Raw genomic sequence first — 18,375 nt, 5'->3', positions numbered from 1 at the left:
ACATTTTTCAGTTGTTGATAGATGTATTCCTGAATCGCAATGATCTGCGTGATTTTATTGTTGATATCATCATACAATTCTTTTTGCTTTTCATAGGAATCCAGAAAAGCCTGTTCGCTTCCTAATCGAACACCGTGGTTTACGGTGATCTGTGACAGAAGTTTGTCGTTAATCACTATTTGCTGGCTTTTTACAGATGCAACAGAGAAGAAAAAAACTCCGGAAAAAAATAGTTTTTTCATTTTAGAAAGATTTGATGTTATCCATGATGCTTTCAACTACTTGCTTATCCCTATTGACATAATATTGAAAGGCTCTTTTGTTACGTTTTACTTTGGCTTTAATATCTCTTATCTTGAGCAGCATATGCGTAGAATTCCTGCTTATTGCCTTTAGTTCCCCTAAAGCATAGTCCAATAATACTTTACGTTCTGATTTTTCCATTTGGTTGATGGCTCCGTAAGACAAAATGATCCCTGTTACTAACCTTGTTACCATTTGCAGATCATCAACAAATTGAACCTGGGAAGGCAATACCGCAATAATTGAATAAGGAGCATCACTTATTTCATTGATAATAGCAGTCTGATTGTTTGTTATTTTGGTTATTTCCCTGCTCATTGCTATTCCTGTCGGTACAGCTTGAATGGCAAATGAAATAATCCGCAATCTGTCCTGAACTTTGGTAATCTTTTCCTTGAATTGGTTCCATTGGGTTCTATTAGCTGTTTCTACGGTAGCATTGGCAATTTGTTTTTGGCGCATTTCCTTTTGCCTGTCGTGTTCTTTCATAGTGGCATTGATTTCTATATCCATCATCGGAAAAGAAACATTTTCCTGTTGCCAGGCAGGTGTAGAACCGCCACCGGAGGATGTCAACACAAAATAAACAGCCGGAATAAATAGGCTAAGAAGAATCTTCTTTAACATTTTGTAATTTTTTAAAAATTCCGTTTGTACCTGTTCATTATGTTTTCAACAATACCTTTGTCGGTATTGATATACCCTGCAAATGGATTAATTGAATTCCAGAATCCTAATCGATTGGCTTTTTCCAATCGTAACTTTATCGCCAAAAGCCAAAGCTTCAGATTTTTCACATTACCGGAAATATTATGCAGGATTTTATATCGATCTCCTGCAGTAGCAAAATTCAGTTCTCCGGATGCGAGAATATCAGATACATCGGTCACGATCTTTAGACTTTGCTCATAGGTTTTTTGTGAAGCTTTCACTCCGAATATTGCATATTCAGGATGTTCTGATGCTAGTTGTACAACCTGCGATGAATAATTGTAGCATTTATTAAGCTCAGAATAGATTTCCTGTGCCTGAATTCCATTTTGTAAAGTGCCGGAAACTTCTTTTAAACCCTTCAAAATTTTATTCTGAATATCATTAGCTGCAACCATCTGGGTTCCCACCCAGGTTTGTGCGTCCTTTAACTTTGAAGTTTCCTCAATGACTTCGTTCTGTTTGGCTTTCAGATTTTCAGAATAGAGAATCATTGCCGCCGTTACGGTTGGGTCGATGTAGGTGTTTTGAGCGAATGCCATTGTCCCATAAAGTGGGAAAAGAAGCATTACTATTTTGAGACTAAATTTTTTCATATAGCTCTTGTTTTTGGTTGATTAATTCTAAAAAACTGAGATTTCGGTCTTCCAATTCCTGCGAGATGACTTTGAAAACATTCTTTCCTTTGTGTTCTTTTTTCATCATTCTGTAAAAGGAATTGATTTTTTGATCCAGAGGATTTTGATATAAGTTCACGAGTGACACTAAGTTTTCGAGACTATCTCCGAAGGTTTTTAAGTCACCAACTATCCTGTGCAATGCTTCGTCATAGTCTCCATATTGATGCACATAGTACTCAACTGCTGACTTTTCGGGCTTTTCCGTGGTATAGGTCAAATACTGTTCAAGGGACACTTCATTTCCATACACTTCTCCTTTTGAACCTCGTTTCAGATAAAATTCCTTGAATCGGCTCCTCCCGAATTTGTTGTTAAGATTGTTGATCGTAAAAATCTTGTTTTGCTCTACTTTATTGAGCGAAAGCAGTGATGCTATTTTATCAAAGTTGTCTTTGAACTTCGTCTGGTCAAGCAATATAAACGTGTCCGAATTATTGATGATGGAATCTTTAACCACTGCATTTCCAATAATATCATCCAACTCCTGCGTTACCACTACTGCTTCTCCCCAAAATTTCCTTACCGTTTTGTATAAATAAAGAATGTAGCCTCCCATCAGTTTACTCGCAATGGCTTTCCAGGCTTCTTCGATAATCAATGCTTTCCTGCGGTCTTTTCTAAGGCGCATTTTCTGAATAAAAGTGTCCATTATAATGAGTGTTACGATCGGAAAGAGTTTGGGATTATCTTTTACATTATCAATTTCAAAAACAATAAAAGATTCGTCAAACAGCGTATTATCTGCATTTTCATTTAACGTAGTGCCGTACCTTCCGCCTTTGTAAAAATCTTTCAGTACAAATAAAAAAGTGCGCAGATTAAATTCCTTTTCTATAATATTGTGTTTTTTGTTATTCAGGTAGATAGGAAGAAATTGATCACAGTAATCATAAAACCCATTGAACGAAAGTTCTGCTACTGTTAGCTTTTCTTCTAATTCTTTGATTTTTCTGATGATGGCTTTTCTAAAGGATTCATTCCATTCATCAGCTGATCTGGGTTGTCTGATGATGTCATTCGACTTGATTAAAATCAACTGCGTTTCATTGTATATTTTCCTTCTTTCTTCATCGTTAAGCGTGTCATACGCTTCATAAACCTTGTAAAAATTTTCGCTTTCATATTCCGGATTATTGATGTTCTTATCAGGATGATAAAATTTCAACAATTTTCTTCCTGCTTCTTTTATTTCATCGGAACTGGCATCGAAAGTAATTCCCAAAATGTCATAGTAAGTATGCTGTCCTTTGGCTTCATTCTCATATTCAGAAAAAAGATCCTCTTCGTGAATGTTGTATTTACCCAAATATAGAATGAGTTCTTCAGATGTTTTATTTTCATACCACTGTGTTCCCGAGTTGAAATACTGATGGTAATACGACATCAACACATTGTCTAAAATGGATTTTTGTGCGGATGACATTGCAGCATCCGGACCTTGCCAGATCAGGAAGATCAGGTTGGTCAAAAATTCGATTTTTTCGATATTAAATTCTTTCTTATTCATCAGAAAAGGATTCATAGTAATCGGTTTTTCTTCAGTGTATTGGATGTATCTTCCTCCCTTATATTTGCAGGTTCCCGAATAGGAATCTCCCGTATCAACAATGACTACATCATAATTGTAGGTCAAATACTGCTCGATAATATTGTTCATTAAAAAACTCTTGCCTGACCCACTAGGTCCGAGAACGAACTTATTTCTGTTATTAATTCTTCCTATTTTCATCGGTAGATCCGAAGGATCTACTTTTAGTGGAACGCCTTGTCTGTCTGTAAACCTCAGATAGAAATTGGATTCTTCATTGACGGGGTAACTTTCTTTAAAAAAAAAACACAAGGCCGCTTCGCTTGTCGTCATAAACAGATCATACTCCCTGAGTTCTGTTCCATTACCAGGAATGGCTGATCGCCAGAGTTCCAATTGGTTGTAGGCATTTTTTGAAACAATGATTCCTTTTGTGAATAATTTGTTTTCTATCATCGATTGGATGTTCTCCATTTTTTCCAGTGTCTGTGCAGAAAAAAGGATGGAAAAATGAGCGTTAACAACTAGCTGTCCGTCAATGGCTATGTTATGAAGCAGGGTCTGAATCTCGTCTGCTATGATCGCATTGGAAGGAGAATTGTTGGCTGCTCCCTCGTGCTTTTTCTTCTTTTTGTCGAGTTCCCTCTGCTGCTGTGCCTGAAGCGGAATCACAATGATCTGATTATAGACAATCGTTTCGTAGTCTTCCAGTTCATTGATAAAACTAAAATTATCAACCGCCGTCTCAGCTGCCGCGCCATTACCGCCGAGAACAGAATAAGGTTCGATTTCTGAAGGTAAATCGATGTTTTCTACATCCACGTAAGAAATGTTCTTCACGAATCGGTTCCCAATCTGCAAAAATTCGTTGGTGCTTTTGATATTATCAAATAGGGGAGATTCGGAAAACTGCATCGACAAAACACCAGAAATGTAATATTCAAAATCTTTCTCAAACAAAAACTGCGGTTCACAGTCATTCTGCTTCAAAAGCATCAATACTTTTTGGCATTTGTCCCGTAGTTCTTTATAGCTTTTTTCAGAGAAATTGTAATGCTTTTTTTTCTTTTTCAGTTTATCATCAATAATATCTGTAAAGAACAGAACCGTTTCAATGGTTTTGAAAAGCCTGCCGTCAAAATGTTCTGAATATTTTTGTTGTAGAAATTGGTTGGATTGCTCTGCAGTATATTTCTTCTTAGAAAAAATATCGAGCTTCTGAACAATTCTTCCCTCTCCAATGATCGATACCACCTGATTTAACACCGTGTGGAAATTAAGATAGCTATCCGGGTCTGCCGAATATTGCTCTACAATATTTTTTATCTTGATCCCGATAATCGGATTACCATATTGTCCGAAAAGGACATCAAAATCCCAATTGAAATCTTTTCCATAATCATAGCCTATAAATGGGATGCTAAATGCTTGTTTTTTTGTTGTTGCCATTCTTTAAAAGTTTATTACTGTCTAACCTTTTTGGAAAAATTAAGATGTGATCGAAGTTTTTGGTCTTGTCATACAAACCATACTTATCCTGTCTTTTGAAAATGAAGTAAACACCTCCCGCAGTGACTGCAAGACCAAGCAAAGAGCCTAAGAGACCAAACTTCGAGAGTACCAATGCGGAAATGATCCCGCCTCCGATGACGCCGACTGCGTAAAAGATGTATTTCCCTTTGAGTCCGAAGAATACAAGAGGCTTTTTCAGCCCCTTGTAGAGATAGAATCCCATATTAGGCAAAGAATGCTGTTACGAATTCCGGAACTACAATCAGGAATATCATTGCTCCACCATAACCAAGGATCTCTTTGTTGACATCCTGATCACCATTCGTCCATTTGTTGTAAACCCGAAGACCTCCGATGAAACCAACCAATCCTCCTACTGCTTTCAAGATCAGTTTGACCGGATCCCAATAATCAGTGATATCACTTGCTGCATTCGAAATTGCTGTTGCACCACCTTGGGCAAATGCGGGGGTTATCGCCATAATTGCCAAGGCCAGGGTTAGAACTTTTTTTGTTGTCACGTTTTTTGTGAAAAAATTTTTCATCATAATTCAAAAAATTTATAAAGGGTTAATAATCAATTGAGTGTTAAATTTTGGGCATAGAAGTCCCGGACAACGGATGGAAATCCGCTGTTAATTCTAATAATCAGTGCGTTAGATTTTGTTTAAGTTGGCTAACTACATGGTGGATTGATAAACTTTGTATCCATCGTAGTTCGCAACCATTTGAACCAAGGTTTCAGAAAGATTGAGCATCGCCTTCCAATCTTTTATTCTGGAAGTTTTCTGGTCTGCACTAACCGTGATCGGGTTTTCGCTAATCACTTCATTAGGTTTCTGATTTTCCTTTTCGGTTGATATTTTTTCCTTTTGTTCAAAATACTCTTCGCTTGATTCAGCATTTTCAGGATGTGATTGGTTTTCAATTTCGGTAAAATCCTTTTTTGATGGATTATCGAATTCATCCAGATCTTGTTCAGATTCAAATTGTTTTCTTAAATACTCCAGATCTTGTCGTTCTTCATTTCCTTCAGTGATATCAGAATGGATTACATTTTTATTAAAGGACTTGGGAGTGTTGAGATTTTCTACATCTTCAATCCCTATAGTTGCAGTAAGATCTTCGTACTGTTCGGAAATTTCGGACAAAGAAAATTCCTCCGTCTCTTCTTTATAGGTTTCTCTTTCTTTTTTCAGAAACAGATCGTATAAGATATTACCTGCATAATACATCAGATAAACAGCCAGAATGGTAAGTGAGATTTTTATCATTTTTTATTGATTTAGTTGTCAGTCGATCGTTGTTTTATGTTGGTATTGAATCTTTTATTTTTTCCTTCTTTTTAATCACTTGTATTTTGATTTTTGAGGTTTCATTGATGTATTTTATAAGTTCATCGAATGTATGTTCTACTGCATATTTTTGTTTGCTTATCAGGCTTCTGGTATTAATAGTTTGTAGGCAGTTTCTTTTGAATACCGGACTTGGCAGCAGCATTCCATATTTTGCGAGCTCAATGTCCATTGCTTCCTGATTCAGATACTTGTAGCCTTTATCATATTTGGAACGGATAAATACTCTTTCAGCCTCACTTTCCAATAGTCCCAGCATATTGATAAAGACCAAAGTCGATTTTACAGAAACATCGGAATACTCAAAAGGTGTTACGATAAAATCACTGTATATGAGCAAATCACTGTATTTTGCATCGAGCGTTCCGGCCAAATCAAAGAGGTTAATCTCATCGCTTTCTTTTAAATTAATGAGAGTTTCAAAGTCTGAAAAAGGCTGCTCTTCTTCCTCGCCAATAATTTCTACATCGTACAATTTTGGAATGTCCAATAGCTCATCATCTTTCCATTTGTAGTAAAATGATTTCTGATAATCAAAATCGAAAACATTGATTTTCCTTTCTGAAATAGCGGTAATGTAATTGGCAAAAGCTATGGCTAATGTCGTTTTTCCGGTTCCTCCTTTTTGGGTAGCAAATGTGATGATCATAGGTTTTAGTTGATTTTTACTGGACTGAAGACGATTTTTCCATCAACTTTATCGTCTCTTTTTTTGTCTTTTTTTGAGTTCATTTTCGGCAGGGTCTTTTGCAGTTCCAGAACTTTTCATCAACTCAAAAAGAAGTTCGTTGACGGCTTTGTTTAATTCTGTTTTTTCATTATTTTCAGTCCGGTTTTCTGTTTGCACTTCATTTACGCTTATGGGATTCAGAAATTTTTGATATTCCTTTTCTCCGATTAATGGCTGAAGTTCACCCACGTAATGGAACTTGGTATGAACAGCATACAGCTTTCCGTCTTCAGCAGTCGTTATAGAAATATCTTTTTTTTCATCATTTGTGTTTTTGTTATTTCTAATAAAGTCCTTTACTTCAAACTGGACTTTTCGATAGGTTTCCAGATCTTTTTTACCCCGGTTTTCAAAAAGCATAAAGTCCTTGATTTCTGCTTCCGGATTATTCTTCTTAAAAAATTCAAGCAGGATCTTTTTTGTTTCCTGGCTGCGAATATTATAATCCTTCAGGATTTCAAAAGTCTTCTTATCCAGCTTTTCAGAAGTAAATTCAAATACTTCATTCATTTTCAGTAGATCACTACCTTTATATACTTTTTGTGTTTTATGGTCGATTACAGTGTAGCCAAAAGGATTTTTTTCTTTATGATGAAAAACCATATCGATCCCGAAAACATCTCTCAACTTTTTTTGAAGTTCACTTTCAAAAGTGATTTTTACTTTTAAATCATTTTCTTCTAATTTTTCTTTTGGGAGCATCGATTTCAGTTGCCTATCATCTTCTACTTTAAAAACCTTGGTGGAATACAATTCTTTGTATTTGCTTAATATACCTTTGATCTGCTTTGCCCTTTTATCATTTTTGCTGTTATCAAAAACAATCTGACTTCCTGAAAGTGTTTGCTGTATTACCCCGTTTTTTAAAATTTTAAAAGAATTTTCATCATTTGTGTTTTTGCCTATCTTATATCCATTTCTATTGAGTAGAGTTTCCAACTGATTAAGCGAACTTATTTTGTAGTTCAGCAGTTTTTCCAGTTCTTCTTCCGGTTTCTGACCATACAATTTTTCCATTGTAACGCTTAATGCTTTTTGGGCTTTAAGCCTTTCATAACTGTCATTGATCTTTTTCCCTGTCTGTTTATCAACTCGGGTAGAAACTATGTGTACGTGATTATTATCTGTATCCTTATGAAACACCACAATGAAAGGCTGTTCGCCATATTTCATTTCATCCATAAAATTCGCCGCGATCTTAGTCAGCTCTTCTTTCGAATGTCCTTGAAATTTCGTAGAGATCATTGCGTGAAATTGAGGTTTCTGCACTTTTTTGTTCCCAATCGAAATAGCTCTCAAATAGTTTCTTACTTCTTCCTTGCTGCTTGATTCGTTAATGAAGGAAGGAAAATTTTTCATCAGCTTTAATTCTCCGGTTCCATTATCAATTTTCTTATCGTTATAATGAACTCCTGGAAAACTCGGACCTGCCGGATCCATGATCTTAACAATCATTTTGATAGCTTTGCATAGATTTTCATAAATATTTCGTTCTGTTCTTTTTTCAGAATTAAGATCTCTGCTAACTTATCCGAAAAATTTCTGAGCTCTTTTTCGCTGATGAACTTTTGACCATTTGCTATTTTTGCTACCTGATTGATGTTGGTTTCAATTTTCCCGAAAATGTTATCCTGTTTTTCAATGAACGCCAATATTTTTCTCCTCTCATCATTTAAAATCCTGTTCTCAACAGAGTCGATGATTAAGCTTGTCAGAGAAATTTGCTTTTTGGAACAAAGATTTTTCCAGTCTTTCTTTTTTTGACCCTTGATCCTGATCAAAATCACCTCATCTTTTGCTTCATCAGTATTCATCTTTCAAATTCAAATTTGATTTTCTAAATGTTGTTTTCTATATTGGAACAAGGATGACCGTTGCAATTGCCATAATGCCTACAACGATAGAACTCACGACCTTTACTTTTTTCACTTCCCTGATTTGTTTTTTATCGATTGAGATAGTCTCTCCTTTTTTGGAAATGCCATAAATACTTTTATTATCAATTAATGTGATTTTTATTTTGTGGATTTTTGCAGTGAAATCCTGAACTTCATATTTCTGATTTATTTCTAGAGAATTATCTTTTAATGGTTTGCCCGGATTCGAAATAATAGCTCTACAAGATGTTAGCGAAACGATAATTATTAGCGATAAAGATTTAAAAAAAATTTTCATAGTTTTATGATTATGGCGTTACCCAACTTGTTACGCCGTTAACACTTTTCAGAATATATGTTCCGGTAGACGGAGGGTTAGGAACCGTTTCTGTTGCGAAACCAAATGATCCATCAGCTTTGGCAACCACTTTTTTTGTATAGGATAAATCTCCGTCTGCATTGGGCATTTGGGAAGGTGTTACGCTGAGCTTGCCATTGATATTTAACCATCTTTCAGAAAAATCCCCCGAAATCAAAGCAAATTTGTAATCCGTATAATTGTTCGTGATACTATCCCAAAAGCTGGTTGAACTTGTTGTGACGGGGGTTGAATGTATAGCCAGTTTATTACTTATGCTTCTGTTTCCTGTGGCTGGGCTGCCTGCACCAATACCAATGAAAATATTGTTAGATCCTGTTCTGTTTCCTGTTCCTGACAGGTAGCCGATAGATATGTTATCGTTTCCTGAAGTGATGTATGACATGGCTCCAGGACCAATTCCGATATTTCTGCTTCCGGAAATCACTCCATTTAAGATTCCGTTCAATGCTGAAACTCCTGCTCCATAATTAAGTTTACCTGTAATTTCGCCTTGAGACATTGCGTAAGCGCTGGCTGAATTTCCCTTTCCGGACGTTATATTTGAATCGGTGGCAAAAATAGAATTGTAATCACCTATGATTGGACTTCTGGAAATGCCCAGTATGTAATTTTCTTTCTCATCAAAATCAAGATGCAGACTGTTCTTGACAATAAGTTCAACCGTAGAAGTGTTGCCCTTGAGCGCAACTGTATCTAGTGGGTCTTCTTGTATAAATGACTTCCATAGATCACCGTCAAAATAATACAACCCGGACTTTGTGATATGAATGACCTGACCGGATAAATTAGTAGCTGGAGATGTTACAAACACGACAGCTCCTTTTTTTGCAGATGAATATGTTTTTGCTGCGAGTTGGTTTCCCGTTATCCGTGGAGGAATTATCCCATCATAATGATTGACATCATTTGGTTTTCCTACCACTTCTAAAGTCGCTTCCGGAGTTTGGGTATTGATACCGACCTGACCTTGGATTGATACTACTGTTAATGTTAGTAGAAGATGACTCAATTTTTTCATTAGTATTTTGATTAAAAATTCTGTGACAAAATTGGGCGTTAAAATCTTTCAAAACAATAGTCTTCAAGGGGGTTGGGCTAAATAAGAATAATCTGGATTAGTCTGGAAAATAGCGAAGATTAAAAAAGACTAAAAAAGATTAATCTGGAATATTCGCTCAAAATAAGAACAATCCAAAAAATATTGATGAAATGTTCTTCCTTTATGATAGTAATTTAATAATTCTTTATAAAACGATAATCTACTTAGGTTTGGAAGGATGGAAATAATAGAAAATGAAATAGTTAAGCAAATTAAATAAAGGATTGCACTATCAATGATTAATACCTAAAGCGAAAGGACGTTAGTTTTTAATCTAACGTCCTTTGTACTTGAAAAAAAATATTTTTGCAACTTACAATTTTACTTGCAGTTACATAATCTCTCTTGATATAATTTCTAAGAAAATATTTACTAAAATTTCATTTTTTGAATTCTGACAGCATTTAATATAGCTAATAAAGCAACTCCTACGTCAGCAAAAACAGCTTCCCACATTGTTGCTAATCCACCAGCTCCCAATACCAGTACAAGCGCTTTTACAGCAAAAGCTAGAAAAATATTTTGCCAAACAATCTTCCGGGTTTGCTTTCCGATATTGATTGCCATCGGTATTTTGCTTGGCTTATCGTCTTGAATGACTACGTCTGCGGTCTCAATGGTTGCATCACTTCCCAATCCGCCCATTGCAATACCTACATCGCTTAAGGCAACAACAGGAGCATCATTGACGCCGTCTCCCACAAAGGCAACTGTTTCATTTTGTGATTTGATCTCTTTTACTTTGTTGACCTTATCTTCCGGTAACAGATCGCCAAAGGCGTTATTAATTCCCAGTTGATCTGCAACAAATTTTACAACAGTGCTCTTGTCTCCGCTTAACATCGTAGTTTTTACACCTAAGGCTTTAAGATTATCAATGCTCAGTTGTGCATCCGCTTTTATACTGTCTGCAATAGTAATGTAGCCTGCAAATTTTTCGTCATATGCGATTGCAATTATTGTATAAACGATCTGCGAGGGGTCAAGATCATATTTGATATTGAACTTATCCATCAATTTAAAATTTCCCACAAGTAGATCTTTTCCGTTGATACTGGCTTTCAATCCGTGCCCAGCAATTTCTTCTGTATTTTCTAATTGTATAGAATGGTCAATTTCGCCGACATATTGATGGATTGCCGTAGCGACCGGATGGGTACTTTTGCTTTCTAAAGCATTTACCATCTTCAGAATTTCATCTTTATTAAATTCAGATTTTAAAGTAACTTCTTGAACTTTAAAGACGCCCTCGGTCATTGTTCCGGTCTTGTCCATCACCACATTTTTAATATTGGCAATAATGTCTAAAAAATTACTTCCTTTAAACAGTATACCATTTTTTGAAGCTGCGCCAATTCCGCCGAAATAGCCTAAAGGAATGCTGATAACCAGGGCGCACGGACAAGAGATAACTAAGAACACTAATGCTCTGTAAAGCCAGTCACGGAAAATATAATTTTCCACGAACAGATATGGTAGTAGGCATATCAGTACTGCGAGTCCGACGACAATGGGTGTATAAATCCTTGCGAATTTTCGGATAAAAAGTTCGGTAGGTGCCTTCTGAGCCGTCGCATTTTGTACCAATTCCAAAATTTTGCTCAACTTACTGTCTTCGTAAGCAGTTGTCACTTTTACCTGAGCAATAGTCTGTAGATTGATCATTCCGGCAAGCACGCTCTCACCTTTGTTTTTAGTATCAGGCTTACTTTCACCAGTTAATGCAGCGGTATTGAACGATGCGGATTCACTTACCAACTCTCCGTCCAGAGCCAGCTTCTCTCCTGATTTTAGCTGTACAATATCCCCAATTTTCGCCTGTTTGGCAGGGATGGTCTTTGGTTGGTTACCTTCAAGAATGGTCACCTCATCAGGACGCTGATCCAACAATGCTTTGATATTATTCTTTGCTCTCGAAACAGCAAGTGTCTGGAAAACCTCTCCTACACTGTAGAATAACATAACAGCAACCCCTTCCGGATATTCTCCGATTGCAAATGCGCCTATAGTAGCAATGCCCATTAGAAAAAATTCCGAAAAAACGTCACCTTTGGCAATGCTTTCATACGCTTCTTTTAGAACGGGTAGACCCACAGGCAAATAAGCCACCGCATACCATACGATTCGTACCCAGCCTTGAAACCACTCCTGCGGAAAAAAGTTATCCAGTACGATGCCTATCAACAGAATAACCAGAGAAACAATTGCTGGTAAAAACATTTGAAATGTATTTTTCTCACCAGTGCTATGGTCGTGGTCGTGCCCGTCGTCCTCGCTGTGCGCTTCCGCTTTGTTATTCTTGGTAGAACAGCATTTGTCATCCTCAAGTAATTTTTTGGCGCCAGTATCATTGTAGATTTTGCCTTCCTGTGCTGTGCAGCAAAGCTGATTTCCTTCCTTGTCGTAAATATGTTTGTGTTCCATTGTCGTAGATTTTAAAATTAATGTTCGTGTTCCCCGGAATTACTCAGTTTAGCATTGACAAAAAATGCACCTTTAATAACAACTTCCGCATTTGCAGAAATTTCATTAACGGTTGTAATTGCAGTATATCCCATATCGGAAGAACCTTTTACAACTTCTATTTTTTCAAAATTTGTCATTTTTTCTTCTTTCTCAGGTATCTTCTTCTCATTTAAATGTTCACCTTCCTCCTCTTCGTGATGTTCTTCAGCTTTTTTCTCTGTTTTCATAAAAATGAAATATTTGCTGTCGGCTTCTACAATGGCTTCATTGGGAACTGCCGGTGTTGTACTCTTATCAAGGCTTACAATTCCTGTGATATTCATTCCGTCGATCAATCCGGATTTGTTTCCGGTTACAGAACAGTGAACCGAAATTGTTTTGCTGTCGTTTTCAAAGGATGAACCAATGCTGTAGATTTTTGCATCGTACTCGGTTTCCGGATTATTTGTTAATTTAAAATGAACAATCTGCCCCACTTTCATTTTTGGCAGATCCTTTTCAAAAATCTGTAAATCGAGATGTAGAGAGCCGTTATCTATTATTTCCGCAACAGGCGAAGAAATATCGACATAACTTCCAATTTGTGAAGAAATATTGCTTACCGTGCCACTTATTGGAGATGTTATAACCAAACCTGACCTCAAATTTCCATTATTAATATTTTCAGGATTGATTCCCATAATCTGAAGCTGTCTCTGCAAAGATGAAAGTTGTGTTCTTAAAGTTTTCAGTTCAGCATCCGAGCTTTGAAGGTTTTTCTTTGCGCCGGCATCATTATCAAACAATTCTTTTTGTCTTCTGTATTCCTGTTCTGCAAATGCAATCCTGCTTTTGACGGTCAAATATTGCTCCTGTAACTGGATATATTCCGGATTTGAAATAGAGGCTATCACCTGCCCTTTTCTCACAAAATCTCCAATCTGAACATTCAAAGTTTTGATAATTCCACCATACATTGAAGTGATTGTTGCTTTGTTATTATTAGGAACACGTAATGCACCATTGGCTTTGATTGTGGAAGTCAGTTCTTTCATTTCGATTTTTCCAAAAGTTATACCGACAGCTTTCATTTGTTCCTCCGTAAGGCTTGCGATGGTTTGTGGAGTTTCCTCTCCGCGTTCTTCGGTTTTTACTTCACTTTCAGATTCTTTTGCAGCTTCCTTTTTTCCACAGTTTAGGAGAAAAACAAAGGCAAAAGCAGTATAGATGATATGTTGTTTCATTTTATTTATTGATTAAAGAATTAATAGTAATCACAGATTGATTGACCTGCTGAATTGATTCCAGATATTTCAGCTGAATATTGGTTGCGGTCTGTAATGCAAAAAGATATTCGACGTAGGAAATTTCTCCGGTTTTGTACCCGAGTTGTCCTGCCTTTACGATTTTTTCTGCGTTGGGTAAAGCCTGATTCACGTAGTAATCATATTGCTGAACGTCTTGCTTGTATTGGCTCAAACTATTTTCTAACTGAGTTGTCAATTGTTTTTGCTGAAGTTTCGCATTGGATTCTGCTATCTGTTTTTGATAATCCAGAGACTGAATTCTCGCTTTGGTCGCTCCAAAACTCAGAGGAATTGAAACACCGATGTTGGCAACATTAAAGCGGTTTCCAGCATTATAATATTTTTCCTGCCCATTCACGGTATGAAAACCAATAATCGATTGATTCGTATAACCTAAACTGAATTCCGGTAAGCCTTGCGACTTCTCAACATTTTTATTTTTCTCGGCAATTTCCATTTCCTGGTAAAATGTTTTTACGGTCGGATGATTGGCAATTGCCGTACTGTCTAGAACATATTCCGCTTTCAGTGGCTGATAATTTTTATTGAGTGGAATCTCAATTTCATCATCTGTATTAAGCAAAGTTCTCAGATTTTTGTAGGCATTTTTCAGATAAATTTTATTCTGATTTAATAAAAGATTAATTTCTCCTCTCTGAGTTTCTGCGGTACTTATTTCGATTTTCTTGATATCACCGGCATTGAATCTTACGGTTGCTATTCTGATAAAATCCTGATACAAACTGTCCAGTTTCATCAATTTTGTCTGACTGTAATGAAGGTATTCAATCTGATAAAAATACGTTCTCACCTGTTTTGCCAGTTCGTTGGCGGTAATTTCTCTGTTAATTTGTTTTCCTTTTATTTCCTGAGCGATAAGTTCCTTTCTTGCTTTGAACAAAGTAGGAAACGGAATACTCTGAGAAATCGAAAACGACTGGTCAAACTTCGGACTGTTGTATTGGCCAAGTTGGGCATTGAAATTCATTTTCGGAATTTCATTGGCTGTTGGTTTTAAAGCTTCTGAAACTTTAATATCCAAATCTTTCGATTTAATTGAATAATTATTGCTCAATGCCATTTCTGTTGCCTGCTCTACCGACAGTGTCTTAGTGGTTTGAGCACTCAATGTTTGTCCAGCTAATAAAAATCCTAAAGCGACAATCGTTGTCAAAGGTTTCATTTTTAAACTATTCTTTACGAATTTTGTATTAAAAATAATATATAGCATTGGTAAAATAAACAACGTCAGGACAGTTGCAGTTATGAGACCACCAATTACTACCGTTGCTAGAGGCTTTTGAACTTCTGCACCTGCACTGCTACTTAATGCCATTGGCAGAAATCCTAAACTGGCAACAGTTGCTGTCATCAATACTGGTCGCAGTCGGATTTTAGTTCCTTCTATTACTCGTTCAACAATGTCCTTTATTCCTTCTTTTTCTAATTGATTGAAAGTGCCTATCAATACAATTCCGTTGAGGACTGCTACACCAAACAAGGCTATAAAGCCAATACCCGCACTGATGCTGAAAGGCATACCACGAAGCAATAAAGCCAATATGCCACCTATGGCACTCATTGGAATAGCTGTAAATATTAAGCCTGCTTGCTTGAAAGAACGGAATGTAAAATAGAGCAGTACAAAAATCAATAATAAGGAAACAGGAACGGCTATCATTAATCGGTTACTGGCTTCCCGTAAGTTTTCAAATTGACCTCCGTAAGTGAAATAGTAGCCAGATGGCAATTTTACATCTGTATTTAGTTTTTGCTGAATTTCTTCTACAACACTTTGTACATCCCGACCTTCAACATTAAAACCGATTACAATTCTACGTTTGCCCGCTTCACGGCTTATCTGTGCCGGTCCTAATTTGTAATCAATATTTGCTACTTCTGAAAGCGGAATTTGATTACCTATTGAAGTTGGTATCATCAGATTATTTACATCTTCTATACTGCTACGATGTGTACTGTCTAAACGTACTACCAAATCAAATCTTCTTTCGTTTTCAAATACTACACCTGCACTTTTTCCTGCAAAAGCGGTACTTAATACATTGTTTACATCTTCTACATTTATTCCGTAATTGGCTAATCTTGTACGGTCGTATTCTACATTAATTTGCGGCAAACCATCAACTTGTTCTATTTGAGGTCTTGAAACCCCGTGTACATTTATTATTGCATTTTCTACTTTTTTTGCATATAATGAAAGACTGTCCAAATTTTCGCCAAATATTTTTACAGCAACATCTTGTTTTATTCCTGTCATCAATTCATTAAATCGCATTTGTATAGGTTGGGTCTTTTCAACAAAAACGCCTGGAATAACTTTTAATTTATCTTCAATTGCCTCTCCCAATTCATCATAGGTTCTATGTGATTTCCATTCACTTTGCGGTTTTAAAATAACCATTAAATCTGTCGCTCCCGGAGGCATTGGGTCAGTAGGTACTTCTCCCGCACCTGTTTTACCAACTACCACTTTTACTTCGTCAAATTGTTTGATAATTCTTGATGCTTGCATTGAAGTTTCAATACTTTGAGAAAGAGAGGCTGAGAGAGGCATTTTAAATTCAAATGTAAAATCTCCTTCCTGTAATTGTGGTATAAATTCGCCACCCATTCTGCTGAACAGGAAAAGACTAAAGGCAAATATGCAAACAGTAATTCCCACTAACCAATATTTTATCTTGATGGCTTTTTCCAATAATGGCTGGTATTTTCTCTGTAGCCAATTCATCATCCTGTCCGAGATAGTTTCTTTTAGCATTGGTTTTTTTGATAGGAATAAAGCACACATCATCGGGATATAGGTCAATGATAATATCAATGCTCCAAATATGGCAAAGCCTACTGTTTGCGCCATAGGCCGGAACATTTTACCTTCTACACCCACCAATGTAAGAATAGGAATATATACGATTAGGATAATGATTTCGCCAAATGCCGCACTGCTACGAATTTTGGAAGCGGAGGCAAATACTTCACTATCCATTTCCTGCTGTGTAAGCTTTTGTTTAGATTTTCTCAAACCTAAATGATGCAATGTAGCTTCTACTATAATTACCGCACCATCTACAATCAATCCAAAATCTATTGCTCCCAAACTCATTAAATTGGCACTTACGCCAAACACATTCATTAAAGCCAAAGCAAACAACATCGCCAAAGGAATAGCAGATGCTACAATCAATCCAGCTCTAAAATTTCCTAAGAAAAGTACCAATACAAAGATGACAATCAATGCTCCTTCTATCAGGTTCTTTTGTACTGTACCCATCGCTCTGTCAACCAAATCTGTACGGTCTAAATAGGGTTCTATAATAATATCTTTAGGTAAAGATTTTTGAATAACTGGCAATTTTTCTTTGATGCGATTTACAACGTCGCTACTGTTTGACCCCTTGAGCATCATCACCACACCACCTACGGCATCTACTTCGCCATTGTAGGTCATTGCTCCATATCTTACCGCATTTCCAAAACGTACATCTGCCACATCTTTAATAAAAATTGGGATACTTCCTACATTATTTTTCACACTGATGTTTTTTACATCATCCAATGAAGTTACCAATCCAATCCCTCTAATGAAATAAGCATTTGGTTTCTTATCAATATAAGCACCACCTGTATTTTGGTTGTTTTTTTCTAATGCAGTAAAAATATCAGTAATGCTTACACCCATAGCTTTTAAGCGATTAGGATTTACAGCTACTTCATATTGTTTCAGTTCGCCACCAAAACTATTTACTTCGGCAATTCCAGGTGTGCCGAAAAGCTGGCGGGCAACAATCCAATCCTGCATCGTCCGCAGTTCTTTAGCATTATATTTTTTCTCACTTCCTTTTTTAGGGTGAATGATATATTGGTAAACTTCGCCCAAACCGGTGCTTACAGGGGCAAGCTCCGGTGTCCCAATTCCTTTTGGTATTTTTTCTTCGGCATCTTTCAGTTTTTCATTAATAAGCTGACGGGCAAAATAAATATCTACTTTATCTTTAAATACTACAGTAATTACCGAAAGCCCAAACCGTGAAATGCTTCGGGTTTCTTCCAAATCGGGAATGTTGGCAATACTTTGCTCAATGGGAAAGGTTACTAATTGTTCTACTTCCTGACCTGCCAACGTAGGGCAAACCGTAATAATCTGTACCTGATTATTGGTAATATCGGGTACAGCATCAATGGATAATTTGGTAATACTCCAACTTCCCCAAATGATAAGTAACAAGGTCATTATTCCAATAACGAGCTTGTTCTTGATACTAAATTTTATAATATTATCTAACACGTATATCTGTTTAAATTTTTGTAATAGAAAACTTGCTTCCCCTTTAGGTAAGCCCGCAGATAATTAAATAACTAACTAATGAGGTATATAATGCCTATAATTATTTGTCTAAATGAATTGTGTATTGTGTCGTACGAGGGGTA

General features: G+C 36.5%; 14 protein-coding genes and 1 pseudogene. All 15 read right to left on the bottom strand.

Going from position 1 to position 18,375, the window contains the following annotated elements; all coding sequences use genetic code 11:
* A pseudogene (locus tag F564_RS0110620) lies at positions 1–242 on the bottom strand (hypothetical protein); the annotation flags it as partial.
* Position 243: 1 nt separating this feature from the next.
* Positions 244–930, bottom strand: coding sequence for a hypothetical protein (locus tag F564_RS0110615; RefSeq protein ID WP_028122623.1), 687 nt, complete (start codon positions 928–930; stop codon positions 244–246).
* An 11-nt stretch (positions 931–941) separates the two neighbouring features.
* Entirely contained in the window at positions 942–1,610 is a 669-nt protein-coding gene (locus tag F564_RS0110610) for a hypothetical protein (protein WP_028122622.1), read from the bottom strand.
* On the bottom strand, positions 1,597–4,671 hold the full coding sequence (locus tag F564_RS0110605; protein WP_028122621.1) for a TraG family conjugative transposon ATPase: 3,075 nt from the start codon (positions 4,669–4,671) through the stop codon (positions 1,597–1,599). Before F564_RS0110605 ends, F564_RS0110610 begins: the two co-directional genes overlap by 14 nt.
* On the bottom strand, positions 4,643–4,957 hold the full coding sequence (locus F564_RS0110600) for a DUF4133 domain-containing protein (RefSeq protein ID WP_028122620.1): 315 nt from the start codon (positions 4,955–4,957) through the stop codon (positions 4,643–4,645). The genes F564_RS0110605 and F564_RS0110600 overlap by 29 nt, the downstream gene beginning before the upstream one ends.
* Position 4,958: 1 nt before the next feature.
* Entirely contained in the window at positions 4,959–5,279 is a 321-nt protein-coding gene (locus F564_RS0110595) for a DUF4134 domain-containing protein (RefSeq protein WP_371462110.1), read from the bottom strand.
* A 135-nt stretch (positions 5,280–5,414) separates the two neighbouring features.
* Entirely contained in the window at positions 5,415–6,008 is a 594-nt protein-coding gene (locus F564_RS0110590) for a hypothetical protein (protein ID WP_028122619.1), read from the bottom strand.
* A 34-nt stretch (positions 6,009–6,042) separates the two neighbouring features.
* Positions 6,043–6,738: a ParA family protein gene (locus F564_RS19125; protein WP_051259641.1), complete on the bottom strand. Its 696-nt coding sequence runs from the start codon at positions 6,736–6,738 to the stop codon at positions 6,043–6,045.
* 48 nt (positions 6,739–6,786) lie between these two features.
* Positions 6,787–8,274, bottom strand: a complete 1,488-nt coding sequence (locus tag F564_RS0110580) for a relaxase/mobilization nuclease domain-containing protein (RefSeq protein WP_028122618.1) — start codon at positions 8,272–8,274, stop codon at positions 6,787–6,789.
* Entirely contained in the window at positions 8,271–8,633 is a 363-nt protein-coding gene (locus F564_RS0110575) for a hypothetical protein (RefSeq protein ID WP_028122617.1), read from the bottom strand. The genes F564_RS0110580 and F564_RS0110575 overlap by 4 nt, the downstream gene beginning before the upstream one ends.
* Before the next feature lie 37 nt (positions 8,634–8,670).
* Entirely contained in the window at positions 8,671–8,994 is a 324-nt protein-coding gene (locus tag F564_RS0110570; protein WP_028122616.1) for a bacteriophage spanin2 family protein, read from the bottom strand.
* Positions 8,995–9,004: 10 nt separating this feature from the next.
* Positions 9,005–10,096, bottom strand: coding sequence for a hypothetical protein (locus F564_RS0110565; protein ID WP_028122615.1), 1,092 nt, complete (start codon positions 10,094–10,096; stop codon positions 9,005–9,007).
* Positions 10,097–10,549: 453 nt separating this feature from the next.
* Positions 10,550–12,601: a heavy metal translocating P-type ATPase gene (locus F564_RS0110560; protein WP_028122614.1), complete on the bottom strand. Its 2,052-nt coding sequence runs from the start codon at positions 12,599–12,601 to the stop codon at positions 10,550–10,552.
* A 17-nt stretch (positions 12,602–12,618) separates the two neighbouring features.
* The gene (locus F564_RS0110555) at positions 12,619–13,866 is read right to left on the bottom strand and encodes an efflux RND transporter periplasmic adaptor subunit (protein ID WP_028122613.1); all 1,248 of its coding nucleotides are present in this window, start codon (positions 13,864–13,866) and stop codon (positions 12,619–12,621) included.
* A 1-nt stretch (position 13,867) separates the two neighbouring features.
* Positions 13,868–18,232 carry a CusA/CzcA family heavy metal efflux RND transporter gene (locus F564_RS0110550; protein ID WP_028122612.1) on the bottom strand — a complete coding sequence of 1,455 codons (4,365 nt, stop codon included), beginning with the start codon at positions 18,230–18,232 and terminating at the stop codon, positions 13,868–13,870.
* Between the last annotated feature and the right edge of the window lie 143 nt (positions 18,233–18,375).

The organism is Epilithonimonas tenax DSM 16811 (assembly GCF_000428485.1).
In the GTDB taxonomy this organism is placed as follows: domain Bacteria; phylum Bacteroidota; class Bacteroidia; order Flavobacteriales; family Weeksellaceae; genus Epilithonimonas; species Epilithonimonas tenax.
The sequence above is the reverse complement of the archived record's forward strand: the minus strand, read 5'-3'. Positions and strand labels throughout refer to the sequence as shown.